Consider the following 25,364-nt stretch of genomic DNA (forward strand, 5'->3'; position numbering starts at 1 on the left):
AGGCGTTTAACCGTATTGATTAACCACGAATCACTAAAAGTGGAGCAATCTGGCGGCCGTTGCTGCAGGCGGAGCTGGCCGCGACTCAATAAAATGCCCGCCGGCAAGGCGGGCTTTTGAACCGATGTTGGAGGGAGATCAGGCGGCGCTGCGCGTTTCCGAAATGACCTCGACGATGTCGTTGACCACGGACTCGACAAGCTGCGGGTCGTCGCCCTCCGCCATGACGCGGATGAGCGGCTCCGTGCCGGATGGCCGGATGACCAGGCGCCCGGCCTTGCCGAGGCGATTGCGCGCATCTTCGATCGCCGCCTTGACCGGCGCCTCCTCCAGCGGCTTGCCGCCGGAAATATGCACATTCTTCAAAAGCTGCGGCACCGGCTCGAATTTCTTCGACAGTTCGCTGACCGGCCGGTTATGGCGCTTGATGCAGGCGAGCACCTGGAGCGCCGAGACGAGCCCGTCGCCGGTAGTCGAGAAATCGGACAGCACGATGTGGCCCGACTGTTCGCCGCCGACATTGAGCCCATGGGCACGCATGTGCTCGACGACATAGCGGTCACCGACCTTGGTGCGATGCAACTGCAGGTTCATGTCGCCGAGGAAGCGTTCGAGGCCGAGATTGGACATCACCGTCGAGACGACGCCGCCGCCGGCCAGCCGTCCGCTCTGGTGCCAGGATTCGGCGATCAGTGCCATGATCTGGTCGCCATCGACGATCGCGCCGTTTTCATCGACGATAACGACGCGGTCGGCATCGCCGTCGAGCGCAATGCCGATATCGGCGCGCACCTCGTGCACCTTCTTTTGCAGGCCGGCCGGATGAGTCGAGCCGCATTCCTTGTTGATGTTGAAGCCGTTGGGCTCGACATTGATGGCAACGACCTCGGCGCCGAGTTCCCACAGCGCGTCGGGCGCCACCTTGTAGGCGGCGCCATTGGCGCAATCGACGACGATGCGCAGGCCCGACAGCGACATCGAGCGCGGCAGCGTGCGCTTGGCGAATTCGATATAGCGGTCATGCACGCCGTCGACGCGTTTGGCGCGGCCGAGCCCATCGGAATCGGCGAGCGCCAGTTCGATATCCTTGTCGAGCATCCCCTCGATACGCTCCTCGATCTCATCGGACAGCTTGTAGCCGTCGGGACCGAACAGCTTGATGCCGTTGTCGTAATAGGGGTTGTGCGAGGCAGAGATCATCACGCCGATATCGGCGCGCAGCGAGCGCACCAGCATGGCAACAGCCGGCGTCGGAATCGGGCCGAGCAGGAAGACATCCATGCCGGCGGCGCACAGGCCGGATACCATCGCGTTCTCGATCATGTAGCCGGAAAGCCTGGTATCCTTGCCGAGCACGACGCGGTGGCGGTGGCTGCCGCGCTGGAACGAGAGGCCGGCGGCCATGCCGACCCGCATGGCGACCTCCGCCGTCATTGGAAACTTGTTGGCTCGCCCACGAATGCCGTCCGTACCGAAATAATGTCCTGCCATGTTCGCCAGCTTCCCGATGGTTCTTTCCGAGCATCTCATGCCATAAAATGGCCCAAGCCCCGTCATCACATTGTATGATTATGGACGACCAATCCTTAGAAAATTATTGTTTTGTGTGTTTTGCGTCACGCTAGTGTGTTGATTTTCAAGTTCCGAGCCCTTGTTGCGGCAGCAACATCAGAAACGTCAACTCAAACCTCATCTGGATCCTTTGGTCTGTGGCAGTGTGGCCTTGAACCCGAATCCGCATCGTGCTGCTCCAGACAGTGGTAGGCTCAGGTCCGCCGCACCCGCCGATTTGACTGGCTGTCATGCGACGCATTGTCCTCGCTGGGAACCAGCCATATGCGCGCTCTCCGTGCAATAAACCCGGACGAACTTGGCCGGGAGACAGTCCCGGCAACGAATTCATCACCTTAAAGAAAAGAATGCACTTCTAAATTTGTCTCTACGCTACTTAGCATCTGGCGCAACCAGCCGTTGAGCGCTATTGCTGCACTGGGACATATCATGAACCGCCGTAGGGAGAAAACGCATGCTCATCCACCGACTTGCCACTTTGACGGGTCTTGCCGTCGCGACCTTATTCCTGGCGGCGCCTGCCAACGCGCTGACCATGGCCGAGTGCAGCACCAAGTATAACGCGGCTAAGGATGCGGGAACGCTTGGCGGGCAGAACTGGAACCAGTTCCGCAAGGCCCAATGCGGCACCGATGCCACCGCCGCTACAACCGAACCCGCGCCAGCCAAAGCCACGGCCAAGGCCGCCGACACGACCAAGGCAGCCGCCGCCGACGATGCGGCGCCGGGCCTGACGGCGAAGGAGTGCAGCACCAAATACCAGGCCGCCAAGGCTGCCGGCACGCTCAACGGCATGAAGTGGAACGACTTCCGCAAGACCCAGTGCGCCGCCGGCGCGACGGCAGCCGCACAACCCGCCGCCACGACCAAAGCAGCGGCGGCCAGCAGCGATGACGCGGCGCCTGGGCTGACGGCCAAGGAGTGCAGCACCAAATACCAGGCCGCCAAGGCTGCCGGCACGCTCAACGGCATGAAATGGAACGACTTCCGCAAGAGTGAATGCGCCGCCGGCGGAACTGCAGCCGCACAGCCTGCCGCGGCACCTGCCAAGGCGACGACAGCCGCCGCGACCGATACCGGCAAAGGCCTCAGCATGGCGGATTGCAGCGCCAAATATCAGGCTGCCAAGGCCGGCAACACGCTGAATGGCATGAAGTGGAACGACTTCCGCAAGAGCCAATGCGGCGCCGGCGCAGCCGACGACGACACCCTGCCGGCTCCCGACGCCAAGTACACCGGCGATCCGCAACCGCCGACCATCACCGCCCCCCAGGGCGTGAAATTCCCGACGACGATCTCCAAGAAGTATGCAACCGAGACCCCGGCCAAGGGCCGCATGCACACCTGCCTCGACCTCTACTACGCCAACAAGGACGCCAACACGCTGGGCGGCCTCAGGTGGATCCAGAAGGGCGGCGGCTTCTACAGCCTCTGCAACGCCAAGCTGAAGAGCTGACCGGCGCCACCATCCGACGACATGAGCCCGCGAGCCCCAAGGTTCGCGGGCTTTTTTGTTGCTGCCGAACAAGTGAGAGGGCCTTCCGAGGTCGAACCAACAGTCAGATCGCGTTTCTTCGCTCTGTCCGGCCGACATCGATCTCGGCACCACCGGAACTTTCACAGCCAGAAGCAGAAAACCCGCCTCCGTGGGCGGGTCGGCGGCGCCAATTGGCACCACACTCAAACTAGTAGCATACCTGCCGGCACAAAGCCAGAACAAAATGTGGCGCCGCCGGCAAAAAAAATGCGAGCTTCATTCTCCGGCGCGCTTTGTCGATCTTCCCGAAATCGTCAACGAGGACGATAGAAGGCCCCATTCCTTCGCGCCCCTCTCTGTCCTGCCGACATCTCCCCCACGAGGCGGGAGATTGGCCGTCATCGTCACTTTCGCCAATTTCCAGCGATGCAGGAAGGGTCGCATTCCCCAAGAGAAAACGCCGCGGTTAGAGCCGCGGCGTTTCGAAGTCGATCTGTCCTGGGCCGGAGCCTAGCTTGATGGCTGGGGTTCCATGCCGCCTTCGGGCTCGGGGCCCTTCTTGCGGCGGCCGGACTTCGGCACGGCCGAGCCGCGGCTCGGCGGCGTGTCGTCGCCAAGGTCGCGCGCGGGCTTATTGCCGGCGATCAGCTGCTTGATCTCCTCGCCGGACAGCGTCTCGTATTCGAGCAGGCCCTGCGCCAGCGCGATCCATTCCTTCTTTTTCTTGGTCAGGATGGACCTTGCCGTCGAATAGGCCTCGTCGATCAGCCGGCGCACTTCGGCGTCGATGATCTGCGCCGTCTCTTCCGAGATGTTCTGCGTGCGCGCCACCGAATGGCCGAGGAACACCTCCTCCTGGTTGTCGCCATAGGCGACATGGCCGAGCTTGTCGGAGAAGCCCCAGCGCGTCACCATGGCGCGCGCCAGCTTGGTCGCCTGCTCGATATCGGAGGAGGCGCCGGAGGTGATGTTCTCTTTGCCGAACTTGAACTCCTCGGCGACACGACCGCCCATCATGATGGCGAGGCGCGAGATCATGTATTTGTAGCTCATCGAATAGCGGTCGCCTTCCGGCAGCTGCATGACCATGCCGAGTGCCCGGCCGCGCGGGATGATGGTCGCCTTGTGCAGCGGATCGGCCGACGGCACGTTGAGCGCCAGGATGGCATGGCCGGCCTCATGATAGGCGGTCAGCTCCTTCTCGGCCTGCGTCATCGCCGACGAGCGGCGCTCGGCGCCCATCATGATCTTGTCCTTGGCGTCCTCGAATTCGGCCATGGTGACGAGGCGCTTGTTGCGCCGCGCCGCCATCAGGGCGGATTCGTTGACCAGGTTCATCAGATCGGCGCCGGAAAAGCCCGGCGTGCCGCGGGCGATCACCTTGAGGTCGACATTGGGCGCCAGCGGCACGTTGCGCACATGCACTTTCAGGATCTTCTCGCGGCCGACGATGTCGGGGTTCGGCACCACCACCTGGCGGTCGAAGCGGCCCGGCCTCAGCAGCGCCGGATCGAGCACGTCTGGCCGGTTGGTGGCGGCGATCAGGATGATGCTTTCGTTGGATTCGAAGCCATCCATCTCGACCAGCAGCTGGTTCAGCGTCTGCTCGCGTTCATCATTGCCGCCGCCGAGGCCGGCGCCGCGATGGCGGCCGACCGCGTCGATTTCGTCGATGAAGATGATGCAAGGCGCGTTCTTCTTGGCCTGGTCGAACATGTCGCGGACGCGGCTTGCGCCGACGCCGACGAACATCTCGACGAAGTCCGAGCCCGAAATGGTGAAGAACGGCACGTTGGCTTCACCCGCGACCGAGCGGGCGAGCAGCGTCTTGCCGGTTCCGGGAGGACCGACGAGCAGCACGCCGCGTGGGATCTTGCCGCCGAGCCGCTGGAATTTCTGCGGGTCGCGCAGGAACTCGACGATCTCTTCCAGATCTTCCTTGGCTTCGTCGACGCCGGCGACGTCCTGGAAGGTGACGCGGCCATGTGCTTCGGTCAAAAGCTTGGCCTTCGACTTGCCGAAGCCCATGGCGCGGCCGGAACCGGACTGCATCTGGCGCATGAAGAATATCCAGACGCCGAGGATGAGGATCATCGGCAGCCAGGAGATCAGGGTGCCGAACAGCGAATTGGAGCCGTCGGATTCAGGACGCGCATTGATGGTGACGTTCTTGTCCTGCAGCCGCGAAACCAGCGACGGGTCCCCAGGCGAATAGGTCTGGAAGCCGTTGGAACTGTCCGTGTAGTTGCCGGAGATACGGGCGCCGGCGATGGTCACCGACTTGATCCGTCCCGCCGCGACTTCCTGCAGGAACTGCGAATAGGGAACATCGCTCGAGGCTCCACGCGTCTGCGGCGTCTGGAAAAGATTGAAGAGAGCGATGAGCAGGACCGCTATGATCGCCCAGAGCGCGAGGTTGCGATAATTCGGATTCATCAATTGTCCCGTTGGCGCCGCTGGGCGGACACGCGTCGTGAGAGGAAACTTGGCCCTAACATAGGGAGAGCGTCTCCCATTGCCAAGCATAACAGCAGGTCTCGGTTAAGCTTTCGCCCGTGGTAGGCCGGCACTGTGGCCGCCGAATGGCACCGCTGGAACGGGCGCCGCGCCAAGCAACGCGGCGACGGCATCGGCCGGCGCCAGATCGAAGGACGGCAGGAAACGGGCGAAGGGCGCGACTGCCGGATATGCGGCGACAGCCGCCGGCATCGGGCCTTCCCCGGGCAAACCCGGGCCTTCCCCGGGCAAACCCGGGCCTTCCCCGAGCAAACCAAGGCATTCGCCATCCTGCCATAGCGCCGGCTCGGCGGCCAAGGCGGCACGTACAAGGCTTGCCGGCGTGCCATGCCCTTCAATTGCCCGCTTTGCGGCAAGAGCCGCCCCGAGCGGTGCTACCAACAGCGGCGCGATCAACAATGCACCTGAACTGTCGCCCAATGTGATCCGTCTGCGGCAGTCCCAAAGGGCATTGCCGGAAAGCGCAACAGCGGGCGGCAGATCCCGCAATTCGCGGTGCAGAAAGATGCCGGTACGCCGGGCATCGATCACGGTCCGCGACAATGTGGCACAAAGCGGCCCGGTGCGGAACCGGCCGAAAAGGGCTTCGCTGCGGGCCTGGTCGGGAAGGAAGGCGGTGCCGCCGGTCGCCGCCAGCAGGATGCGCAGCGCATAAATGGCCGCCCGGCTGTCGGCGGCCGTCGCAAAATCCCGATCGAGGCGGACGAGGCCGGCGGCCGGCCTGGAGGCCAAGCTGCGGATCAGCATGGCCGCGCGATGTCCCAGCTGCTCACGCTCGGCCGCCGCCTTTCTGGCCAGCGGTATCGCTTCAGCCACGCGAGGCGCACCATCGCCTTCGGCAAGTGCTGCGCGGACGCGCGGCCGCTCGAAAGCGGTGTCGGCATTGGTCGGATCTTCGATCCAGGCGACCTGTTCGCGTCGCAGGAATTCGCGCAGCTCAGCACGCCTTATGCCGAGCAGCGGCCGCACGATCCAGTGCCGCCACTCGTAAAGGGTTGCCGGCGCCATGCCGGCAAGGCCCCGCCCTTCCTCGCGCGGCCTCTCCTCACCTGGCCCGTCGTCACGTGCTTGCCGCATCAGCACGGTCTCGGCCTGGTCGTCGGCGGTGTGACCGGTCAGGATCAGGCCGATGCCTGCCGCGTCGGCGGCCTCGGCGAGCAGCCGGTATCGGGCTTCGCGCGCGGCGGCGGGCAGGCCGGTCGATGGTTTGTGCCCCGACCAGGCGAGGACGCGATGGGCAATGCCGCGCGCCGCGCACAGCCTGGCCACGGCTTGCGCTTCCGCTGCCGCTTGCGGCCGCAATTGATGATCGATCGTTACCGCCAGCAATTTCGTTGCCGGAGCATTACGGTCGAAATGGGCTTTGAGGAGGAGGAGAAGGGCGGTCGAGTCGCTGCCGCCGGACACGGCCGCAACAGCGCCGTTGGAAAAGTCGATCCGCGAAAAATCCGAAAGGTCAGGCTCGGTGTCGAGCGTCATGCATGTCGTCCAAAAGTGGACCCGGTTTTGGGGCTACGACATGCGACAGAAAAACTAGCACGCCGCGAGCGCCCTTTCCTGCTTGACCCGCTCCTTGAGCGCGCCGGAAATATCGGGGTAGCGCTTGCCGATCTCGCTGAAGGTGGCACAGGCCACGTCGCGCTGCTTCAGCCCGACAAGTGAAACGCCGAGCTTCAGCAGCATGTCTGGCGCTTTCTTGGCCTTGGGATAGTCCTTGCTGGCAGCGAGGAAAGTCTCGGCCGCATCGCGGTATTTCTGCTGGCCGAGCAGCGATTCACCAAGCCAGTAATGCGCGTCCGCCGCCTTGGCGTCTCTGGGAAAACGGGCGATATGGTCGCGGAAGCCCTGTTCGGCGGTGCTGTAGTCGCCCGACAGGATGAACTGGTAAGAATTGCGGTAAAGCTCTTCCGGATCGTTGGTCGACGGGAGTGCCGCGACCACCGTATCATCGGATTTACCGGCCTTGTTGCCGGCTGCACTGGCGCCGTCGGCTGGGGCCGTATTCTGCTGCGGCGCATTCGCTTGCGCATTGCCGTCGGCTTCGACGACATTGCCGTTTTTGTCGACGGTGATGGTGCCGAACGTCTTGGGCGGCGCGCCGGGGATCAGCTTGCCGGGATCGCCGTTGGGCGATTCGACGATGACGTCCTCGACGCTCTTGTCGCCGGCTGGCGGCGCGTCCGCAGCGGCTGGAGCCGGCGTTGCCGGCGCCTCCGCCACGTTACCGTCGCCGTTGGGGCTGTCGCTGCTGGGCGCGGCCTCGGACTTCTTCTGCTCGGCCGGCTGCTGCGCGCCTTGCGGACCGCCTTCCAACTGCTGGAAGCGGAATTCGTTGTCTTCCTGCTGCTTGCGGATCTGCTCCTGCATCTGCAGGACCTGGAAATTGAGTTCCTCGATCTTGCCATTCATCTGCCGGAGCTGTTCCTCCAGCGCCGGAGTCCCGGTGCCATCCTGTTGCGCGAATTGAATCTGATCCGGCTTTTTCTTTTCGCCGAAAATGCCGGGCAGTTTGATCGTCGGCAGGTGGAAGGAAAAACCGCTTTCCGATGACTGCCCGGTGCCGTTTGCCCCGTCAGCAAGTGCCGCGATACTTGATACGAGCAGCAGCGCAAGCGTGCCGCTCAAGACCGATCTGAAATGCATGTGCCTCTCGCCGTGAAACCATTGTTGCGCGCCTCTCATTCGAAGTAGACCAGTCAACTGGGGACTAGCCAGACGCTCTCGGCTCTTAACAGGACGTGAGACTTCGGCCAAATTTTGTTTGGAGCGGGCAGATATGAAAAAGGCGGCCTTTTGGCCGCCTTTCGCACCAAGTGTTGCATTTATGCCGATCAAGAACCGGCGCCGCCCAGCGTGGTTACGGCGCGGCGGTTCTGCGACCAGCAGGAGATGTCGTCGCAAACCGCGACCGGACGCTCCTTGCCGTAGGAAATGGTCTTCAGGCGCTGCGCCGAAACGCCCTTGGCGACCAGGAAGTCGCGTGTGGCGGCAGCACGGCGGGCGCCGAGCGCCAGATTGTATTCGCGCGTGCCGCGCTCGTCGGCATGGCCTTCGATGACGATGGCATACTGCTTGTACTGGTTCAGCCACTGCGCCTGGCGCGACAGCGTCGTCTGCGCATCGGCGCGGATCGAGGACGAATCGGTGTCGAAGAAGATGCGGTCGCCGATATTGACGGTAAAGTCCTGGGCCGACCCGGGCGTTGCCGCGCCGGCGCCGTTGAGGCCGAGATCGGCGGCGCTGTTCGGCGTCTTCTTCGAGGCGCAACCGGTGATCGCGAGCATAGCGACCAGAGCGATCATGACCGGGTTTGTGGTAAGTGCTGCGATACGGCCCATGCCGCCTCTCCTTCGCAATTCGAGTGATTTCATTGATCCTCCAGTAACCACGTTTGGGTTAACCGGCGCTCAAGAAACACGGTTAAAATTTGGTTTCGGCTGCCGTCCGCAACCGTTCTGCCGAGGGGCGACAATGAGCGCGGACCGTAGGCGGAAATACGGCCAAAACATGAAAAAGAGGGAATTGAGGAACTGAAGAAGCATTCCGTAGATGCGGGCATAGGATTGCAACCAATCGTCGCGTTGCGCCTGTGTGATGTACTCGAGGTCGAACGCATACGAAATCCAGGTCTCCACCTCACTGCATGATCCTATGGCCATCGAAATGAAGCGTGCGAATTCGGGCTTGGAGTGAGTCTGTTTGGCAAAGCCTTCGGCCAAATTGGCGCAGATCGCCTTGCTGGAACGACGTAGTTGATCGGCGAGCGCGTATTGCTCCATTTTCGGAAAAGCAAGCGTGGCTCTGTGTACCCCAAGGGAAACCGCATAGGCACGCTTATAGACTTCTAAATCCCTCGCGTGCTCGATGTAGACCCCTGCCTTCTCCATTCTTCAGTTCTTCAACTCTTCAGTTCTTCAACTCGTCAGTTCGTCAGTTCTTCAATTCCTCAGTTCTTCTTCCATCACTCCAGCAGCGGCGACCAGGCCGGATCCGAGGCGAAGTTCGCCGTCGGGATCGACTGTTCGTTGCGGCCGGTGAGATCGACCGAAACAAGTTTTGGTCCGCCATTGGAATCGCGGAAGAACATCAGCACCCGGCCGTTGGGCGCCCAGGTCGGCCCTTCCTGCTGAAAGCCGGTGGACAGGATGCGCTCACCCGAACCGTCGGTGCGCATGACGCCGATCTGGAATTCACCGCCGGTCTGCTTGGTGAAGGCGATGAGATCGCCGCGCGGCGACCACACCGGCGTCGAATAGACGCCGTCGCCGAACGAGATGCGGGTCTGGCCCGAGCCGTCGGCGCCCATCACATAGATCTGCGCGCGGCCGCCGCGATCCGAGGTGAACACCACCTTGCTGCCGTCAGGCGAATAGGACGGTGAGGTGTCGATGGCGGTCGAGTTGGTGAGCCTGGTCGTCGAGCGGCTTCTCAGATCCATGGCGAAGATGTTGGAATTGCCGTCATCGCGCAGCAGGCTCATGATTACCTTCTGGCCGTCCGGCGAAAAGCGCGGCGCAAACGTCATGCCGGGGAAATTGCCGACCAGCTCGCGCTGCCCCGTCTCGATCTGCAAAAGATACACCCGCGGTTGGCCGCTTTCATAGGACATGTAGGTGATTTCCTGCCGGTTCGGCGAGAAGCGCGGCGTCAGCACGATCGATTTGCCGTTCGAGAGATAGCGGACGTTGGCGCCGTCCTGGTCCATGATGGCAAGCCGCTTCTTGCGCGCATTCTTGGCACCGGACTCGTCGATGAAGACAACGCGCGTGTCGAAATAGCCCTTCTCGCCGGTCAGCCGCTCGTAGATCGCATCGGCGATGATATGGGCGACGCGCCTGGTATTGGCATCGTTGGCGAAGAACTGCTCGCCCGACATCTGCTGGCCGGCAAACGTGTCCCACAACCGGTACTGGGCGCGAATGCGGCCGTCAGCCTCCTTGCCGACACTGCCGGTGACCAGCGCCTGCGCATTGATCACCTTCCAGTCTTCGAAGCGCGGCGTGGCATCCGGGTTCGAGATCTTTTCAATGAAAGCGCTTTTGTCGATCGGCGCGAACAGGCCGGAGCGTTTCAGGTCGGCACTGACGATGCCGGAAATCTCGGCGCCGAGCGCATCGCCGCCCTGGAAGTCCGTGATGGCGATCGGCAACGGCTCGACATTGCCCTTATTGACGTTGAGCTCCACGAGCGCCCGCGCCGGCAGGGTGACAGCAACAGTCATACCCAGCGCCATCGCTGCGATCGTCAGGAGCGGCTTGAGGATGGATTTCATGTCTTCTCGCTTCTTTCGCTGATTCTGTGAGCGCCGGGCCTAAAGACCGAGCATCTCCCTGGGGTCAAAAGTGACCCGAACGTCGGACCAGATGTCTTGCTTGCCCGCCGGAACCTGCAAGCCGGCCACATCGCATTTCTGAACCGCGCGCACTGCACTTTCGTCAAACGGGCGGTTTCCGCTCGACTTTTCAACGCTCGGCCGGCCATCCAGCTTGCCGGAGGCGTCCAGATTAAACCGGACCACGACGACGAAATTCTCCGAACCCTCGAGCCCTGCCGGAAGCGTCCAGCAACCACCAAGCTGGGCCTCCAATGCCCCCTGCTCCGATTTCGAAAGCTTCTGGCCCTGGTCCTTCTCGCCGCCGAGCGATGCCTGCTGGGTCGAGCGCTTGGCGCCGCCGCCGGACGGCTTGCGCTTGTCGAGCAGAGCCGAGATCTCGTCGGCATTGAATTGCTTGTCGTCCGATTTCGGCTTGGACGAGGCTTCCTTGACCGGCTTGTCGGCGTCCTTGCGCTCCGGCGCCTTCGCGCTTTCAGCCTGGGCCGGCTGCGGCTTCGGCCGAGCCTCAGGCGCAGGCGCCGAGTCCGGAAGCTGCGCCTCCTCGGTCGGCGGTTGCTTGGCAATCGCCTCGGCGACGGCATCCGGCTTGACCTCGGGCTGCGGATCGATTGCGGCGGTCTTGTCCTGCGGCGGCGTGGGCGTCGGCTCCTTGGCCGGCGTCGGCTTGGGTTCGGTCTGCTTGACCGGTTCGGGCTTGACCTCTTCCTTCGGCTGCGGCACCGGCGCTACCTCCGTTGCGGGAATAGGCTTCGGCTTTTCCGGCGGCTTCGGCACGTCCTCGGGCTTGGGCTTTTCGACCGGCGTCGGCGCAGGTGGCGGAGCCGCCGTCATGTCGACCGGCTTGGGCTTGGCCTCAGGCGTCGGCGGCTTGTCGGTATCGACGCTGTTTTCTCCGACTTTCTGGGCATCGGGAACGATGTCGGGACGCTGTGTCGGCAGCGGCGCCGGCCTTTCGTGCATCACGGCTTTCTTGTCGCCCTGCAAAACCTGCGAGACGGCCTCCATCGGCACAATGTCCACTGCGACCGACTCGACATCGGACGACGGAAGCGCAGCCGGCGCCGACAGGGTGAACAGCCCAAAGGCGATCGCCACCGTATGCAAAATCACCGATGTGGTGAGGCCGGTCCTCATCTCGCGTTTATTGATCCTGTTTCGGCAGTGTAATCAGGCCGAGGTTCTTGTAGCCTGCGTCCTGGATGAGACCCATCACCACCATCGCGTCGCCATAATTGGTGGTCTTGTCGCCCTTGACGTAAATGCGCTCTTCGTAGCCGGTCTTAGAAATCGCCTTCAGCTTGGCGATCAGCTCCTCCTGCGGGATTTCGGTCTCCTGCACGAAGATCTTGCCTGTGCCGTCGATCGTAATCGTAATCGGCTGGGTATCGGCGTTCATCGCCTTGGCCTTCGTCTCCGGCAGGGTGACCGGCACGCCGACCGTCAACATGGGTGCGGCGACCATGAAGATGATCAGCAGCACCAGCATCACGTCGACCATCGGCGTGACATTGATTTCCGATATCATCGCGTGATGGCGGCCGCGCCGCCTGTGGCCTCGACCACCGCGCCCTCCGCCACCCGCGCCTACAGACATTCCCATGATCGTTCCTCAAGCCTTCTGCGCGACTTTTTCATCGATTTGGCGCGAGAGTATGGCGGAGAACTCATCCGCGAACCCTTCCATGCGCACCGCGATCTTGCTCGCGTCGGACGACAGCTTGTTGTAGGCGATGACGGCCGGGATTGCGGCGAGCAGGCCGATGGCCGTCGCCAGCAGCGCTTCGGCGATGCCGGGCGCGACCACCGATAGGCTGGTGTTCTTCGAGGCGGCGATCGCCTGGAACGAGGTCATGATGCCGATAACCGTGCCAAACAGGCCGATGAAGGGCGCCGCCGAGCCGGTGGTGGCGAGAAAGCCGAGCCGCCCTTCAAGCTTTTCCATCTCGCGGGTCAGCGCCAGATCCATCGCTTTGTCGATGCGGGTCTGCAGGCCGAGTGGCGATTTCGCGCCTTTCTCGAAGCTCTTCTTCCATTCGCGCATGGCGGCGACGAAGATCGCGCTCATGCCGGTCGTCTTGCGGTCGGCGAGCGTGCGGTAAAGCTCTTCCAGCGACTGCCCCGACCAGAACACCTGTTCGAAGCGGTTGAGCGCCAGCCGCATGCGGGCATAGGCGACGAGCTTGTCGACGATGATCGCCCAGGTCCAGATCGAGGCACCAAGCAGCCCGATCATGACCAGCTTGACCACCCAACCGGCCTGCATGAACAAGGCCCAAATCGATAAATGCGCGCCCGGTTCGGCGAGAGCGATGTTTTCCATGTTACGTCCTTAAAGATTTTCCGGGCGTGGCTGGCGGCTGGCCCATGGGCATCCCTTGTGGTCCGTTCGCGTTAGGCTTGCGGAATAACCCCAAATGCACCGTTGGCGGCCTTTTCGGGGCAAATATTGGTGAAAGGAAGGCGCTTGGATTCTCCCAATCTTAACCAATCCCTTCATGGACCGTTATGGTTAAGGATGGGTTAGGACGTACAGCGCGGCGCATTGCCGCGCCCTGATAGGCCGCCTCGCGATTCTGGCCTGGACCGGGAGCTCCGGGATCGTCCGCCTCTGAACCTTTATTTGCGCGTTCTGGGCATGAAGGCTGCGATCCAGTCCTTGGGAAAGCGCCGCGGCCGCCCGTTCTCGCCGACGATCGCCGCTTCGACACGCGCCTCGACCAGCACTTCGCTGCCGCGCTTCAATTGCTGCGCCATGACGATGCGGGCGCCGGAAATCTCGTCGGTGCGCGTATCGATGGTCAGGATGTCATCCATGCGGGCCGAACCGCGGAAATCGATCTCCATGCGCCGCACCACCCAGACTATTTTCTCGCCATGCTTGCCGTCGGCAAGCTCGGTGTGGTGGACGCCGGCCAGCCGCAGATAGTCGGACCGGCCGCGCTCGAAGAATTCGAGATAGCGCGCGTGGTAGACGACGCCGGAAAAATCGGTGTCTGCATAATAGACCCGCGCCATCAGTCGATGGCCGAATTCCGTCAGCGCGCCGGAAAGTCCGGCGGACAATGCCGATTCACCGTGATCGTCCATTGCGCTGTCCTTTTGGCCCGACAGGCCCTGTTTCAAGCAACACCTGTTTTGCGCATAGACCGGCGATGATCAAGACCTGGAGGGCTGGGCCGGGGAACTGCCAGCACCGAGCCATAAGTAGCGGAACTTAGGGTTCTTCCTGGAACAGGCTGATCTGCTGCTGCGCCAGGTCCTTTGGCGCGTCGAGGCCGAGATGCCGCCAGGCATTGGCCGCCAGCACGCGGCCGCGCGGGGTACGCATGATGAAGCCTTGCTGGATCAGAAAGGGTTCGATGATGTCCTCGATGGCATCGCGTGGCTCGGAAAGCCCGGCCGCGATGGTCTCGATGCCGACCGGCCCGCCGCCGAAATTCCGTGCGATCATCGATAGATAACGGCGGTCGAGCGCGTCGAGGCCGAGCCCGTCGACCTCCAGCCGCGTCAGCGCCTCGTCGGCGACCTTGCGGTCGACATGGCCGTCGCCGGCAACGCTGGCGAAGTCGCGCACCCGGCGCAACAGCCGGCCGGCGATGCGCGGCGTGCCGCGCGCCCTCCGGGCGATCTCCAAAGCACCGTCGTCGCCGAGCGGCATGGCAAGGATGCGGGCGCCACGCCGCACGATCTGCTCGAGTTCCTCGACCGAGTAGAAATTGAGCCGCACCGGAATGCCGAAGCGGTCGCGCAGCGGGTTGGTCAACAGGCCGAGCCGGGTGGTGGCGGCGACAAGCGTGAAGCGGGCCAGGTCGATCTTGACCGAGCGCGCCGCCGGCCCCTCGCCGATGATCAGGTCGAGCTGGAAATCCTCCATCGCCGGATAGAGGATTTCCTCGACCGCCGGGTTGAGCCGGTGGATCTCATCGATGAACAGCACGTCGCGGTCTTCGAGGTTGGTGAGCAGCGCCGCCAGATCACCGGCCTTGGCGATGACCGGACCCGAGGTCGAGCGGAAATTCACGCCGAGCTCGCGCGCCATGATTTGCGCCAGCGTCGTCTTGCCGAGGCCGGGCGGGCCGACGAACAGCACATGGTCGAGCGCTTCGCTGCGCCCCTTGGCGGCCTCGATGAACACTTTGAGATTGGCCCGCACCGCCGCCTGGCCGACGAAGTCGCCAAGCGTCTGCGGCCGCAAGGTCTGCTCGGCGTCCTCGCCGCGTCTGTCGGGAGCAATGAGGCGTGGCGAAAGGCTCATGCGAGCAGTTCCATACCGGCAATGGACCTTGCAGCCCGCTGGTCGAACGTGACCGTATGCGAGCAACCAAAATTTCGATTGTGCTCGGCTATCAGCGCATCAGCAAAGTCGACTTGGCTCGAATTCGATCGTTCGAGCGCGATCACGATGGCATCGAAATCCTCAAACACCAGCGTCTTGATCTTGAGCAATCTCTGGATCGCGGCCAGTATTTGCTCCTTTGGCTGCCGGTAACGCGAAAGCAGTGACCAACTGAATTCCACCAGCACAATCAAACTCACAAAGCCGAGCTTGTCGCCGCTGAGGCTCTTACCGAAGGCGAGAGCCTTGGCCTGTTGCTCGGCATCATCGTTCAGCACCATTCGAAGCAGAACGTTAGTATCGATACCTATCGACGTCACGCGTCGCCCTCTTTTCCGCCCTGTGGCTTGTCACCAACAACGTGCTGGCCTACGGCCTCCCTCACAGCCGCATCGATCTCTTCCAGGGAAGCGGGACCGCCGGGTGGATCGCCGAGAAATCCGGCTAGGTCGGCGAAGTCGAGATTGCGCGGCGTCCCGACCAAATAGCCATCCATCACCGTCCAGGCGATCGTGTCGCCCGTCTTGAGCGACAAGGCGTCGCGGACGTCCTTTGGAATCGTGAGCTGTCCCTTGGAGGTCAGACTGGCATATGCGCCCATTATTCTTACTCCTGCAAAAAATTCTTACCGATCAGATAGTAGTTGGAATTTCACTTTCCAGCAACGTCTCAGCGTGCCAGCTCCTTCAGCCCGAAGCGGATCAGCTTCGACGCGTCCGCCTCTTCGCCTGCCGTCTTCAGCGCCGCCGCCACCGCATTGGCGGCGGTGTCGCGCGAATAGCCGAGATTGACCAGCGCCGAGACGGCGTCGGTGATCGGCGCCGAGGCGACGCCCTCGCCGAGCTCCTGCTTCAGGCTGATGGTGCCCGAGGCAGTGCCCGCATAGGCCGGCGCCTTGTTCTTCAATTCGGTGACGATGCGCTCCGCCACCTTCTTGCCGACACCCGGCGCACGGCTGACCATGGCGATGTCGCGCAACGCGATCGCGTTGGCGAGATCGGCCGGCGCCAGCGTCGACAGGATCGCCAGCGCCACCTTGGCGCCGACGCCCTGCACATTGTTCATCAGCAGCCGGAACCACTCGCGCTCCAGCACCGACTGGAACCCATAGAGCCGCAGCATGTCCTCGCGCACATAGGTCTCGATGAACAGCACGACCGCCTCGCCGGGCGGCGGCAATGCCGCGAGCGTGCGCGCCGAGCAATAGGCGACGTAGCCGACGCCATGCACGTCGACGATGCAGAAATCCTCGTCGATCTCGTCCAGCGAGCCTTTTAGCTTGCCGATCATTTGAGCTTGCCGATCATGCCGGGTGGGTTTCCGGAGAGATGATATCGAGGTCCGGGAAATAGCCGCGATAGCGCGCAGCATCGCGCGTCAGCAGGCGATGCCCGGCGACAACCGCATGGGCTCCAATAAAGAAATCCGGCAGCGTTCGTTCGCCAATGCCGCCGGCGCGGCGATAGCGGGAATGCGTGACACCAGCGAGGAAGGCTGCTTCCCACGGCAGGAATTCGCGATCCATCTTGAGCATGTCGGCTGCTTGCCGAAGGGCCTGTTCGGTCGCAATCAACGGCGCGAGCTCGGACCAGACGATTGCATTGATTACGAGTGCGCCGTCGCGCCGGCATGCGGCAATCGCGGATGCCGACCATTTCGTCTCCCGTCCGGCAGGACCCCAAACGTCGATCAAGACATTTGTGTCAATCAATGTCGAGATCTTCACGTGGGCCCCCTCAGCCATTCCACATATTCATCCGCCGTCAAGCCTCGCAGATCCAGCGTACCGGCCATACGATCGAGCATCTGGCTGAATCTGCGCGAGGCTTCCTCCTCCGATATGTTTTCGTCGACCGCAATAACACGAGCGCCGTCCTCGGTGGGGACGAACTCCACCTCCGAGCCCGGGCCGATACCCAGATGATCCCGTATTTCCTTCGGGATGGTCACTTGGCCCTTGGTGGTAACGCGCATGGTAATACCTCGTTGGTATTACTTATTGCCCAATGGAGAACAAGTCAAGAACATACTTATCCGGCCAGCGCCGCCATCCTGTAGGCGATGCTCTGCCGGTGATGCGCGTGACAGATGGCGATAGCCAGTGCATCGGCGGCGTCGTCGCTGTCGAAAGTCGCCTTCGGCATCAGCACCTTGACCATCATGTGGATCTGCTTCTTGTCGCCATGGCCGACGCCGATCACCGCCTTTTTGACGGCGTTTGGCGCATATTCGGCAACGACAAGGCCGGCACGCGCCGGCACCAGCATGGCGATGCCGCGTGCCTGGCCGAGTTTCAGCGTCGCCGCCGCGTCCTTGTTGACGAAAGTTTGCTCGACCGCCGCCTCGTGCGGCATCGCGGCATGCAGGATCTCGGCGAGCCCGTCATGCAACTGGCAAAGACGCACCGCCAGCGCGGCCTTGTCGTCGGACCGCACCGTGCCGGAAGCGACGAAGCGCAGCGAATTGCCGAGGCTTTCGACTATGCCCCAGCCGGTGCGCCTCAGCCCTGGATCGATGCCGATGATGCGAATCGCTTCCCCCATCCGTCAACTTTAACCCCGGCGAGCAGCGATGCCAGCGAAATGTGAACAAACCAGAAACAGCAACCGAGTCTGGTTTAGAGAATGTTTGAGAATTCGCTCTGGCGAGACAGATAGCGTGGTTTTCGAGAACCGGAGCGGAGCGTACATAAGTACGCGAGCACCGGAAGCGCAGAAGGCTGCGCTAGTCTAGTCGTTTGAATAACTGTTGGCGCGAGCGACAGACGGTCCTCTGATCCTTTGGCGGATGTGACAGCCATCTCGGTTTCAACCGCGCAATGCTGCCGCAACGACGCTCTCCAGTGGCGTTGTCGGTCGACCGATCAGCCGGCTCATGGCGCCGCCGTCATCGAACAACGCTCCGCGTGAGGCTGCAATGTCGGCATCGGCCAGGATAGCGGCGAGATCGGCGGGCAGCCCGGCGCCTGTCAACACACCCTCATAGGCCGCCCCGGCAAGATAGTTGTAGGCGATCGCCTTGCCCGATTGCCGCGAGACCTTCGCCGCAAGCTCGGCGAGCGTGAAGGCTTGGTCCGCGGCGAGCTCGTAAGTCCTCCCTGCTTGATCCTCGCTCGTCAGCACCACGGCCGCGGCCTCGGCATAATCCTGCCGCGCCGCGGACGAGAAGCGCCCCTCATTTGCGGCGCCGATGAAGGCGCCGTGCTCCAGAGCCGCCGGGAGCGCCATCAGATGGTTCTCGGTGTACCAGCCGTTGCGCAGGATGACGGCGGGTAGGCCGGAGGCCGCGATGACCTCCTCCGTCTGCCGATGTTCGACCGCGAGCCTCGCGGGAGACGTGTCCGCATGCAGCATGCTTGTGTAAGCGATCAGCGAAACCCCCACCCGTTGGGCGGCCTTGATCACTGACCGATGCTGCGGCAAGCGGCCGCTGACTTCGGTCGAGGAAATCAGCAGCAGTCTATCGACGCCGGCCAGCGCCATCGGGAGCGTGTCGGGACGATTATAGTCCGCCTCCCGCACGACTACGCCGCGTTGGACAAGATCGCGGGCCTTTGCCGGATCACGAACCGCCGCAACGATCCGGCTGGCCGGAACTGTCTTCAGCAGTGCGTCGATCACGAGACGGCCAAGCTGTCCTGTTGCTCCAGTTATTGCGTACATCGTTCTGTCCATTTCGTGGTTGGATGGATTGAGAGCCTCAGATAGCGGCTCTCGTTACCCTCGGAAACCACGTATCTTGTAGTTACCATCATTTTCCGGTAACCAACTGGAAACCCCACGGAAGATGCGCGATGGTCCTCAGGATGCGAACGAAGGTGAAGGCGCTTCCCGGCTGCCCCATGTCGAGGTGCATGGCGCTGCTTGGCGGGTGCTGGACACCCGAGGTGCTCTGGTCCTTGAGCGACGGCCCGCGCCGGTTCTCCGAATTGCGCCGCGATATCCCAGCCATTTCGGCGAAGGTGCTGACCGGCAGGTTGCGCGATCTCGAGGAGCGCGGCGTCCTCGCACGCCACGTGATGCCGACATCGCCGCCGACCGTGGAGTATGAGCTGACGTCATTGGGGCAGGAGCTGCTCCCAGCGATCAGGTCTATCGTGGAGGTCGGATCGCGCCTGCTGCTGCGTGATTCTCCCCGCCTGATGATCGCGAGCCCATCCCTTCGCGGTTAGTCTAGATGGCCGCCGGAGTAGAATTATGCAACGTTCTCTCAGCCGCGGGCGAAAGCCGTGTTGAGCAGCGTGATCTGGTCCGACACCGGATTGACGCGACGGCTCGACGGCGGCACCTCGGCGAGGCCGCCATAGATCTCCTCGTCCATGCGGCGCACCAGCGCCTGCAGGCGCAGCGAGCGGTTGACGAGATCGATGAAATCCGTCGGCAGCTCGGCCCAGCCGGGCGCCTCCTCATGCGCGGAGGCGGTATCGAGACGCACCTTGGATTTTTCTGAGGCCACCTGATCGCGGGTCATCTCGCCGGAATTCGCCGCCCGCTGCAAAAGCAGCCACGAGGCGACCTGCATCAGCCTGGTGGTCAGCCGCATCGATTCGGCCGCATAAAGCGTCGCCGCCAGCCTCGACAGCTTCTTGGCCTCGGCGCGGCCCTTGCCGTCGAGATATTCGGCGGCCTGCTCGACCAGGCCCATGCCTTCCTGATAGAGCGGCTTGAAGGATTGGGAGAAAACCCGGCGCTCCGCCAGCTTGATGGTTTTCGCGCTCGCCTTCGAAGGCTCGTTCATCGCTACGCCCCTGCACTTGCCTGACAGCCGGCCGATTCGGCTCTTGGCCGCCATATCCGGCAGCCTAAACGACTGAAGCTTGAAAATGCGCTTCGCTGCCAGCGAAGGCAAGCACATGTTTAACAAACGGTTAACGGCCGCATTTAGCCGGAAGGACGCCCATGCCGGCGGACAAAAAAAGAGCCGCGGATAAGGCGGCTCTCAGGAGTTTAACAGGGAGGCGTCAAACAAAGTGGCTCCAACCACTCGGTAAGAATCCAGATCACTGGATGGACATAGTAAACGCCTGTAAAGCTTAACGAACCCTTAACGCGGGGCATGTTTTTTGATCAAGCGCCCAGCATCTGTGCCGTAACAGCACAGCTGACTGGCCACGGCACCCGTTCCCACTACCGGCTGGAAAGTCGGGGCGACGCGCTTGCGCCATGTTTCCTCCAGATCGTGACCGACATATCGAAACAGATCCGCTCGCCGCGCGACATCGTTCCGAAACAGGCGCCGCGGTAAACGCCCGCTCCTCGCAACGAGGCGGAGCAAACCTTGCGCTCCGGCAAATCATCAAATCTCTCAAGGAGCGAACAATGGACTGGTACTCGGCCGTTAAATTTCTGCACATCGTCTCGGCGATCCTCTGGGTCGGCGGCGGCTTCACGCTGATGCTGCTTGCGGTACGCGCCGACCGCGCCGGGAACGTCGAAGGCATGCTGCAGGCGATGCGCGCCACCGGCGAGCTCGGCAACCGGTTCTTCGCGCCGATGTCGATGCTGACATTGCTTTTCGGCCTCATCATGTGCGGCTTCTGGGTCGGCTTTTCCGATCTGTGGGTGCTGATCGGCCTTGCCGGTTATGCGACGACCTTCTGCATCGGCATGTTCGTCTTCAAGCCGACGGCCGACCGCATGGCAGGCATGATCGCCAAGGAGGGCGTGACGCCGGCAGTGCTTGCCCAGGGCCAGCGCGTCCTCAGCGCCGCGCGCTTCGACTATTCGGTGATGCTGGTGATCATCGCGGACATGGTGCTGAAGCCGACGCTGCACGACATCACCATTCTGGGCTGCATGGCGTTCGTACTGGCAACCGGCATTGCCCTGGCGCTTGGCAGGACGCGGCAGCTGCTGCCGAGTGCCGCCTGAGGTGTAAGGAAGCCGGCGGCGGCCGAATGGGGCCGCCGTCTTACAGGAGGCCGGCGATGCCGTCCCACAGAAGCTTGACCGCGACGACCGCCACGGTCGCATAGGTGAAGGGATAGAACAGCTCCGGCCGCATCCGCCGCACCAGCCAGGCGCCGGCGATTGTCGACAGCGGCGCCAGCGGCATCAGCACCGCCGACGCGGTCAAATTGGTGGTGTCGAACTGGCCGAGCGCGAAATAAGGGATGAGCTTCAGCGCATTGGTGACGGCGAAAAAGATCGCCGCGGTGCCGGACAGCACCTTCGGATCGAGCCTGATCGGCAAGGCATAGACCTGAAAAGGCGGGCCGCCGACATGGGCGACGAAGCTGGTGAACCCGGCAACGGTACCCCAGAAGCCGGCGGCGACGCGGTTGGGCTCCGCCGCGTGGCCGGCACCGTGGCGGAGTTGCAAATAGAGCCAGCGCAGCACGAAGATCAAGGCAACCGCGCCGACGATCAGCCGCACCATCTCTTCGGTTACAAGTGCCGCCGTCAGCCAGCCAAGGGCGATGCCGATCACGGCGCCCGGCATCATGTCGGCCAGCATCTTGCGGTCGAAGATGCCCCACCACGTCCATACCGAGACAATGTCCATCAGGCACAGAATTGGCAGAAGGATTGCGGCAGCCTGAACCGGCGGCATGGTCAGCGCCATCAATGGCACGCCGACAAAGCCGACGGCGCCGCCGAAGCCGCCTTTCGACAGGCCGACGAGGATGACGGCCGGAATGGCCGCGGCATAGAACCAGGGATCGACGAGCAGGCCTGACATGGGGAAGGGACGCTGGAGAGAAAGTGATCTCTGGAATAAACCAGAAATGGCCAGACCGCGACCGCAAATATGTGGGCCACGCCACCGAAATCCGTCACATGTTTGGCATGTCGAGCGGCGGCGGGCGCCTCCGGATCGGCTGCGCCTTGATGATGGCGGTGCTGGTTTCGGCCTTGTCGGCGATGCGGTCGAGAATCCCGTCGAGCTCGCCGATCGAGCGGACGAACAGCCGGGCAACGAAGCAGTCATCGCCCGTCACCTTGTCGCATTCGCCGAATTCCGGGATTTCCTCGATCAGCTTCTGGACGATGTGCAGCTTGCCCGGCAATGGCCGGATGCGAACGATCGCCTGCAAGGCGTAGCCGAGCGCCTGCGGATCGATGTCGATGGTGAACGCGCGGATGACGCCGCGATCCTCTAGCCGCCGAAGCCGCTCCGAAACGCTTGGTGACGACAACCCGACCTGCAGCGCCAGTTCCTTCAGCGAGGTCCGTGAATCCTTGACCAGGATATCGAGGAGCTTTCTGTCGAGCTCGTCTAGCATTTTACAATTCCAAGAAAAATCCGATGTTTACCTAATTTAATGAGGTTCATCATGCATATCACCAGCTAGAAGTCATGGAAAGACCCGATCCGCTGTGGGATTATAAAATCTCAACGGGTTTCAGGAGCATCCATGGACAACACGGTACGCGGCACGATCGAAATGACGGCGGCGATGGCATCCTCGGCACGATCGGCTGGTTCGTCGTGCTTTCCGGCCAACCCATCATGGACGTGGTGTTCTGGCGCTGTGCTTTCGGGGCGGTAACGCTCCTGATCATCTGCGCGGCGCTTGGGCTGCTGCGCGGCAGGCTGTCGCTTCGCATTGTCGCGATCGCGGCGCTCGGCGGTGCTGCCATCGTTATCAACTGGCTGTTGCTGTTCAGCGCGTTTTCCCGCGCGTCGATCTCGATCGCCACGGCCGTTTACAACACGCAGCCCTTTATGCTGGTGGGTTTTGGCGCGCTCTTCTTCTCCGAACGGCTGACGGTGACCAAGCTGACCTGGCTCGGCATCGCCTTCGCCGGCATGCTGCTGATCGTGCAGGCCGCGCCCGATGCAGGCGATCATGGTACGGATTACTTTACCGGCATTGCGATGGCGCTGGCCGCGGCTTTCTTCTGGGCCGTTGCGGCTATCGTCACCAAGAAGCTCAAAGGCACGCCGCCGCACCTGATCGCCCTGATCCAGGTCTGCGTCGGCGTTCTCATGCTGGCACCCTTCGCCAATCTCACCCACCTTCCCGTCGATGCGCGGAGCTGGGTCATGCTGGCGACACTCGGCATCGTCCATACCGGTCTGATGTACATCCTCATGTACGGCGCCATCCAGAAGCTGCCGACGCATCTGCAGGGATCGCTGTCCTTCATCTATCCCGTCGTCGCCATCCTCGTCGATGTCGTCGCCTTCGGCCATCGGCTGCATCCGGCGCAGATCGTCGGCGCCGCCGCCATCCTGGTCGCCGCGGCCGGCATGAATCTCGGCTGGTCGCTGTGGAAATCGAAGGTGCCTGCGTAGGGCCGCAAGCGACCAGGCGAGGAGAATTTCGGCCAACGGCAGTCATGCGCCGAGCCCTATGGAATCGTTGACGGCAATCGTGATCCCCCTGCCGCCTGTTCAATCCCCGCACTTTGCTCTATGCCGCAATGCAACCATCTTCGCCCGGCATAGGCGATAACCGGGATCGAACACCAATGAATGACGCAACGCCGCCCAACCGCTGCCGTATCGTGCTGATCGCGCCGCCGAACGTGTCGGCCGAGCGCATCGCCGCGGCTTTCGACGGCGGTGACGTCGCCTCGCTCATTCTGCCGGAAAACGGTATGGACGAGGCCTCTTTCCAGGCCTTTGCCGAACAGATCGTCCCGGTGGCGCAAGCGGCCGGCATTGCCGCCATCATTGCCGGCGACACCCGCATCGCCGGCCGTGTCCAGGCCGACGGCATCCATGTCGAGGTCGGCAAGGACGAGCTCGCCGAAACGATCGAACACTTCCAGGCCAGGATGATGGTCGGCACCGGCGGCGCCAAGACCCGCGACGATGCGCTGGAACTCGGCGAGGTCAGGCCTGATTACATTTTCTTCGGCCGCTTCGGCTACGACAACAAGCCTGAGCCGCACCCGCGCAACCTGTCGCTCGGGCAATGGTGGGCGGACGTCATCCAGATCCCTTGCATCGTCATGGCCGGATCGGATCTTGCCTCGGTGGAAGCGGTCGCCGCCACCGGCGCTGAATTCGTGGCGCTGTCCAGCGCCGTTTTCGCCGACGGCGTCGATCCGAAGATGGCGGTCGCCGCCGCCAACGCGCTGCTCGACGAAACCGCGCCGCGCTTCGAGGACTGACGTGCTCTCGCGGAAAATCCTTTTCAGCGCCTTTCTTGCAACGGCCGTGACGCAGGCGATAGCGGCGGAACCCGTTCCTCTGCCGCAGCCCAGGCCGGATTCCAGCGAACCTGCCGACAAGCCCATCGCCGCACAATTGCCGCAGCCCGCCACCACCGCCCCGTTGCCGTCGGCCGATACGATCAACCCCGACCGCTTCGGCGCAAAGCCGTCCGACGCTGCCTACGGCGCCTTTCAGCGCGGGCTCTACAAGACGGCCTACAATCTTGCGCTTTCCCGTGCTCAAAACGGCGATCCGGCAGCACAGACGCTGGTGGCCGAGATACTGTCGCGCGGCCTCGGCGTGCCGGTCGACGCGGCAGGGGCGGCGAAGTGGTATGCGCTTGCCGCCGAGCAGGGCGTGCCGGAATCGCAATTCCAGTATGCGCTGATGCTGCTCGACGGCCGCTACGTCAAAAAGGACGAGAAGGAAGCCTATGCGCTGATGCAGGCCGCAGCCGAGGCCGGCAACCGCCTGGCGCAGTTCAATTTTGCGCAGCTGATGGTCGAACAGGAGCCCGGCGATGCCGGTATTGCCAAAGCCGTGTCCTATTACGAGCGCGCTGCCGCGACCGGGCTTGCCGACGCACAATATGCGATGGCACAGGTCTACGCCAACGGCGCCGGCGGCAAGCCGCGCGACGATGTCCGCGCCCGCGGCCTGCTGGCACAGGCCGCGCGGCAGAACTACGACACCGCACAGATCGATCTCGCCACCTGGATGATCGAGGGGCGCGGCGGCGCCCGCGACCTGAAATCCGGCTTCAACTGGATGAAGCAGGCCGCAGAAGGCGGCAATGTCGCAGCCCAGAACCGTCTCGCCAAGCTCTACATGAACGGCATCGGCACCGACCCGGATCTGATCCTCGCCGGCGCCTGGTATGTTGTCGCCCGCCGCGCCGGGCTCATCGACCAAGAGATGGACGATTTCCTGCAGGGCCTGACCGACGAGCAGACGCAGCAGGCGCTGCAACGGGCCAACCGCCTGCCCTGACCGCGATCTCGCGACTCATCGCACCAGGC

27 protein-coding genes and 1 pseudogene are annotated in these 25,364 nt (G+C 62.8%); 6 read left to right on the top strand and 22 right to left on the bottom strand.

What is annotated here, in order from left to right; genetic code table 11:
• Nucleotides 1–138: 138 nt before the first annotated feature.
• Complete coding sequence (glmM, locus tag NKI59_RS09990) at nucleotides 139–1,491, bottom strand: phosphoglucosamine mutase (protein ID WP_031213285.1); 1,353 nt, start codon at nucleotides 1,489–1,491, stop codon at nucleotides 139–141.
• A gap of 874 nt (nucleotides 1,492–2,365) precedes the next feature.
• On the opposite strand from glmM, the gene NKI59_RS09995 reads away from it, so the two are divergent.
• Entirely contained in the window at nucleotides 2,366–3,028 is a 663-nt protein-coding gene (locus NKI59_RS09995; RefSeq protein WP_502901040.1) for a hypothetical protein, read from the top strand.
• 531 nt (nucleotides 3,029–3,559) lie between these two features.
• Here NKI59_RS09995 and ftsH read toward each other — a convergent pair.
• The 18 genes from ftsH to NKI59_RS10085 form a co-directional block, all read right to left on the bottom strand.
• The gene (gene ftsH / locus NKI59_RS10000; protein ID WP_023677989.1) at nucleotides 3,560–5,485 is read right to left on the bottom strand and encodes an ATP-dependent zinc metalloprotease FtsH; all 1,926 of its coding nucleotides are present in this window, start codon (nucleotides 5,483–5,485) and stop codon (nucleotides 3,560–3,562) included.
• A gap of 105 nt (nucleotides 5,486–5,590) precedes the next feature.
• Entirely contained in the window at nucleotides 5,591–7,045 is a 1,455-nt protein-coding gene (gene tilS / locus NKI59_RS10005) for a tRNA lysidine(34) synthetase TilS (protein ID WP_352703857.1), read from the bottom strand.
• Nucleotides 7,046–7,099: 54 nt separating this feature from the next.
• On the bottom strand, nucleotides 7,100–8,209 hold the full coding sequence (gene ybgF / locus NKI59_RS10010) for a tol-pal system protein YbgF (protein WP_352703860.1): 1,110 nt from the start codon (nucleotides 8,207–8,209) through the stop codon (nucleotides 7,100–7,102).
• 188 nt (nucleotides 8,210–8,397) lie between these two features.
• The gene (pal, locus tag NKI59_RS10015) at nucleotides 8,398–8,904 is read right to left on the bottom strand and encodes a peptidoglycan-associated lipoprotein Pal (protein WP_023677992.1); all 507 of its coding nucleotides are present in this window, start codon (nucleotides 8,902–8,904) and stop codon (nucleotides 8,398–8,400) included.
• Between the two features lie 69 nt (nucleotides 8,905–8,973).
• Nucleotides 8,974–9,453 (bottom strand): four helix bundle protein, encoded by a 480-nt coding sequence (locus NKI59_RS10020; RefSeq protein ID WP_352703862.1) that lies wholly within the window; start codon nucleotides 9,451–9,453, stop codon nucleotides 8,974–8,976.
• Nucleotides 9,454–9,527: 74 nt separating this feature from the next.
• On the bottom strand, nucleotides 9,528–10,799 hold the full coding sequence (gene tolB / locus NKI59_RS10025) for a Tol-Pal system beta propeller repeat protein TolB (protein WP_245274748.1): 1,272 nt from the start codon (nucleotides 10,797–10,799) through the stop codon (nucleotides 9,528–9,530).
• Nucleotides 10,800–10,877: 78 nt separating this feature from the next.
• Entirely contained in the window at nucleotides 10,878–12,035 is a 1,158-nt protein-coding gene (gene tolA / locus NKI59_RS10030) for a cell envelope integrity protein TolA (RefSeq protein WP_352644558.1), read from the bottom strand.
• Nucleotides 12,036–12,042: 7 nt separating this feature from the next.
• On the bottom strand, nucleotides 12,043–12,501 hold the full coding sequence (gene tolR / locus NKI59_RS10035; protein WP_023677996.1) for a protein TolR: 459 nt from the start codon (nucleotides 12,499–12,501) through the stop codon (nucleotides 12,043–12,045).
• A gap of 9 nt (nucleotides 12,502–12,510) precedes the next feature.
• Complete coding sequence (tolQ, locus tag NKI59_RS10040) at nucleotides 12,511–13,221, bottom strand: protein TolQ (protein ID WP_023677997.1); 711 nt, start codon at nucleotides 13,219–13,221, stop codon at nucleotides 12,511–12,513.
• A 296-nt stretch (nucleotides 13,222–13,517) separates the two neighbouring features.
• Nucleotides 13,518–13,988 carry a tol-pal system-associated acyl-CoA thioesterase gene (gene ybgC / locus NKI59_RS10045; protein ID WP_023677998.1) on the bottom strand — a complete coding sequence of 157 codons (471 nt, stop codon included), beginning with the start codon at nucleotides 13,986–13,988 and terminating at the stop codon, nucleotides 13,518–13,520.
• Between the two features lie 127 nt (nucleotides 13,989–14,115).
• Nucleotides 14,116–15,156, bottom strand: a complete 1,041-nt coding sequence (gene ruvB / locus NKI59_RS10050) for a Holliday junction branch migration DNA helicase RuvB (protein ID WP_023677999.1) — start codon at nucleotides 15,154–15,156, stop codon at nucleotides 14,116–14,118.
• Entirely contained in the window at nucleotides 15,153–15,557 is a 405-nt protein-coding gene (locus NKI59_RS10055) for a type II toxin-antitoxin system VapC family toxin (RefSeq protein ID WP_352703864.1), read from the bottom strand. The genes ruvB and NKI59_RS10055 overlap by 4 nt, the downstream gene beginning before the upstream one ends.
• Nucleotides 15,554–15,838 carry an AbrB/MazE/SpoVT family DNA-binding domain-containing protein gene (locus NKI59_RS10060; RefSeq protein ID WP_352569593.1) on the bottom strand — a complete coding sequence of 95 codons (285 nt, stop codon included), beginning with the start codon at nucleotides 15,836–15,838 and terminating at the stop codon, nucleotides 15,554–15,556. The genes NKI59_RS10055 and NKI59_RS10060 overlap by 4 nt, the downstream gene beginning before the upstream one ends.
• Nucleotides 15,839–15,906: 68 nt before the next feature.
• The gene (ruvA, locus tag NKI59_RS10065) at nucleotides 15,907–16,527 is read right to left on the bottom strand and encodes a Holliday junction branch migration protein RuvA (protein ID WP_352703867.1); all 621 of its coding nucleotides are present in this window, start codon (nucleotides 16,525–16,527) and stop codon (nucleotides 15,907–15,909) included.
• 13 nt (nucleotides 16,528–16,540) lie between these two features.
• The gene (locus tag NKI59_RS10070) at nucleotides 16,541–16,963 is read right to left on the bottom strand and encodes a type II toxin-antitoxin system VapC family toxin (RefSeq protein WP_352703869.1); all 423 of its coding nucleotides are present in this window, start codon (nucleotides 16,961–16,963) and stop codon (nucleotides 16,541–16,543) included.
• Complete coding sequence (locus NKI59_RS10075; RefSeq protein ID WP_352703871.1) at nucleotides 16,960–17,211, bottom strand: AbrB/MazE/SpoVT family DNA-binding domain-containing protein; 252 nt, start codon at nucleotides 17,209–17,211, stop codon at nucleotides 16,960–16,962. Before NKI59_RS10075 ends, NKI59_RS10070 begins: the two co-directional genes overlap by 4 nt.
• 56 nt (nucleotides 17,212–17,267) lie before the next feature.
• On the bottom strand, nucleotides 17,268–17,780 hold the full coding sequence (ruvC, locus tag NKI59_RS10080) for a crossover junction endodeoxyribonuclease RuvC (protein ID WP_023678004.1): 513 nt from the start codon (nucleotides 17,778–17,780) through the stop codon (nucleotides 17,268–17,270).
• A 264-nt stretch (nucleotides 17,781–18,044) separates the two neighbouring features.
• Nucleotides 18,045–18,899: an SDR family oxidoreductase gene (locus NKI59_RS10085; RefSeq protein ID WP_352703873.1), complete on the bottom strand. Its 855-nt coding sequence runs from the start codon at nucleotides 18,897–18,899 to the stop codon at nucleotides 18,045–18,047.
• 191 nt (nucleotides 18,900–19,090) lie between these two features.
• On the opposite strand from NKI59_RS10085, the gene NKI59_RS10090 reads away from it, so the two are divergent.
• Nucleotides 19,091–19,408, top strand: coding sequence for a winged helix-turn-helix transcriptional regulator (locus NKI59_RS10090; RefSeq protein WP_245274745.1), 318 nt, complete (start codon nucleotides 19,091–19,093; stop codon nucleotides 19,406–19,408).
• Nucleotides 19,409–19,446: 38 nt separating this feature from the next.
• Here NKI59_RS10090 and rcdA read toward each other — a convergent pair whose 3' ends face one another.
• Nucleotides 19,447–19,974 carry a protease adaptor protein RcdA gene (gene rcdA / locus NKI59_RS10095; RefSeq protein ID WP_352574712.1) on the bottom strand — a complete coding sequence of 176 codons (528 nt, stop codon included), beginning with the start codon at nucleotides 19,972–19,974 and terminating at the stop codon, nucleotides 19,447–19,449.
• A gap of 581 nt (nucleotides 19,975–20,555) precedes the next feature.
• Here rcdA and NKI59_RS10100 point away from each other — a divergent pair.
• Nucleotides 20,556–21,107 (top strand): DUF2269 family protein, encoded by a 552-nt coding sequence (locus NKI59_RS10100; protein ID WP_352703875.1) that lies wholly within the window; start codon nucleotides 20,556–20,558, stop codon nucleotides 21,105–21,107.
• Between the two features lie 40 nt (nucleotides 21,108–21,147).
• Here NKI59_RS10100 and NKI59_RS10105 read toward each other — a convergent pair whose 3' ends face one another.
• Together NKI59_RS10105 and NKI59_RS10110 are read right to left on the bottom strand one after the other, a co-directional pair.
• Nucleotides 21,148–21,918: a sulfite exporter TauE/SafE family protein gene (locus NKI59_RS10105; protein WP_352450835.1), complete on the bottom strand. Its 771-nt coding sequence runs from the start codon at nucleotides 21,916–21,918 to the stop codon at nucleotides 21,148–21,150.
• Between the two features lie 94 nt (nucleotides 21,919–22,012).
• Nucleotides 22,013–22,462: an Lrp/AsnC family transcriptional regulator gene (locus tag NKI59_RS10110; RefSeq protein WP_023678010.1), complete on the bottom strand. Its 450-nt coding sequence runs from the start codon at nucleotides 22,460–22,462 to the stop codon at nucleotides 22,013–22,015.
• 132 nt (nucleotides 22,463–22,594) lie between these two features.
• Between NKI59_RS10110 and NKI59_RS10115 the strand changes: the two are divergent.
• The 3 genes and pseudogenes from NKI59_RS10115 (at nucleotide 22,595) to NKI59_RS10125 (ending at nucleotide 25,335) form a co-directional block, all read left to right on the top strand.
• Nucleotides 22,595–23,478 (top strand): annotated as a pseudogene (locus NKI59_RS10115) (DMT family transporter).
• Nucleotides 23,479–23,654: 176 nt separating this feature from the next.
• A complete protein-coding gene (locus NKI59_RS10120) occupies nucleotides 23,655–24,302 on the top strand; it encodes a thiamine phosphate synthase (RefSeq protein WP_352703877.1) in 648 nt (215 codons plus the stop codon).
• Nucleotide 24,303: 1 nt separating this feature from the next.
• A complete protein-coding gene (locus tag NKI59_RS10125; protein ID WP_023678013.1) occupies nucleotides 24,304–25,335 on the top strand; it encodes a tetratricopeptide repeat protein in 1,032 nt (343 codons plus the stop codon).
• Nucleotides 25,336–25,364 lie beyond the last annotated feature (29 nt).

Origin of the sequence: Mesorhizobium sp. M0598, from assembly GCF_040320865.1 — a bacterium.
In the GTDB taxonomy this organism is placed as follows: Bacteria; Pseudomonadota; Alphaproteobacteria; order Rhizobiales; family Rhizobiaceae; genus Mesorhizobium.

Bases quoted from the DNA above. Each gene is read 5' to 3' on its own strand.
- glmM (WP_031213285.1), bottom strand. From the start codon at position 1,491: ATGGCAGGACATTATTTCGGTACGGACGGCATTCGTGGGCGAGCCAAC.
- NKI59_RS09995 (WP_502901040.1), top strand. From the start codon at position 2,366: ATGAAGTGGAACGACTTCCGCAAGACCCAGTGCGCCGCCGGCGCGACG.
- ftsH (WP_023677989.1), bottom strand. From the start codon at position 5,485: ATGAATCCGAATTATCGCAACCTCGCGCTCTGGGCGATCATAGCGGTC.
- tilS (WP_352703857.1), bottom strand. From the start codon at position 7,045: ATGACGCTCGACACCGAGCCTGACCTTTCGGATTTTTCGCGGATCGAC.
- ybgF (WP_352703860.1), bottom strand. From the start codon at position 8,209: ATGCATTTCAGATCGGTCTTGAGCGGCACGCTTGCGCTGCTGCTCGTA.
- pal (WP_023677992.1), bottom strand. From the start codon at position 8,904: ATGGGCCGTATCGCAGCACTTACCACAAACCCGGTCATGATCGCTCTG.
- NKI59_RS10020 (WP_352703862.1), bottom strand. From the start codon at position 9,453: ATGGAGAAGGCAGGGGTCTACATCGAGCACGCGAGGGATTTAGAAGTC.
- tolB (WP_245274748.1), bottom strand. From the start codon at position 10,799: ATGGCGCTGGGTATGACTGTTGCTGTCACCCTGCCGGCGCGGGCGCTC.
- tolA (WP_352644558.1), bottom strand. From the start codon at position 12,035: ATGAGGACCGGCCTCACCACATCGGTGATTTTGCATACGGTGGCGATC.
- tolR (WP_023677996.1), bottom strand. From the start codon at position 12,501: ATGGGAATGTCTGTAGGCGCGGGTGGCGGAGGGCGCGGTGGTCGAGGC.
- tolQ (WP_023677997.1), bottom strand. From the start codon at position 13,221: ATGGAAAACATCGCTCTCGCCGAACCGGGCGCGCATTTATCGATTTGG.
- ybgC (WP_023677998.1), bottom strand. From the start codon at position 13,988: ATGGACGATCACGGTGAATCGGCATTGTCCGCCGGACTTTCCGGCGCG.
- ruvB (WP_023677999.1), bottom strand. From the start codon at position 15,156: ATGAGCCTTTCGCCACGCCTCATTGCTCCCGACAGACGCGGCGAGGAC.
- NKI59_RS10060 (WP_352569593.1), bottom strand. From the start codon at position 15,838: ATGGGCGCATATGCCAGTCTGACCTCCAAGGGACAGCTCACGATTCCA.
- ruvA (WP_352703867.1), bottom strand. From the start codon at position 16,527: ATGATCGGCAAGCTAAAAGGCTCGCTGGACGAGATCGACGAGGATTTC.
- NKI59_RS10075 (WP_352703871.1), bottom strand. From the start codon at position 17,211: ATGCGCGTTACCACCAAGGGCCAAGTGACCATCCCGAAGGAAATACGG.
- ruvC (WP_023678004.1), bottom strand. From the start codon at position 17,780: ATGGGGGAAGCGATTCGCATCATCGGCATCGATCCAGGGCTGAGGCGC.
- NKI59_RS10085 (WP_352703873.1), bottom strand. From the start codon at position 18,899: ATGTACGCAATAACTGGAGCAACAGGACAGCTTGGCCGTCTCGTGATC.
- NKI59_RS10090 (WP_245274745.1), top strand. From the start codon at position 19,091: ATGGCGCTGCTTGGCGGGTGCTGGACACCCGAGGTGCTCTGGTCCTTG.
- rcdA (WP_352574712.1), bottom strand. From the start codon at position 19,974: ATGAACGAGCCTTCGAAGGCGAGCGCGAAAACCATCAAGCTGGCGGAG.
- NKI59_RS10100 (WP_352703875.1), top strand. From the start codon at position 20,556: ATGGACTGGTACTCGGCCGTTAAATTTCTGCACATCGTCTCGGCGATC.
- NKI59_RS10105 (WP_352450835.1), bottom strand. From the start codon at position 21,918: ATGTCAGGCCTGCTCGTCGATCCCTGGTTCTATGCCGCGGCCATTCCG.
- NKI59_RS10110 (WP_023678010.1), bottom strand. From the start codon at position 22,462: ATGCTAGACGAGCTCGACAGAAAGCTCCTCGATATCCTGGTCAAGGAT.
- NKI59_RS10120 (WP_352703877.1), top strand. From the start codon at position 23,655: ATGAATGACGCAACGCCGCCCAACCGCTGCCGTATCGTGCTGATCGCG.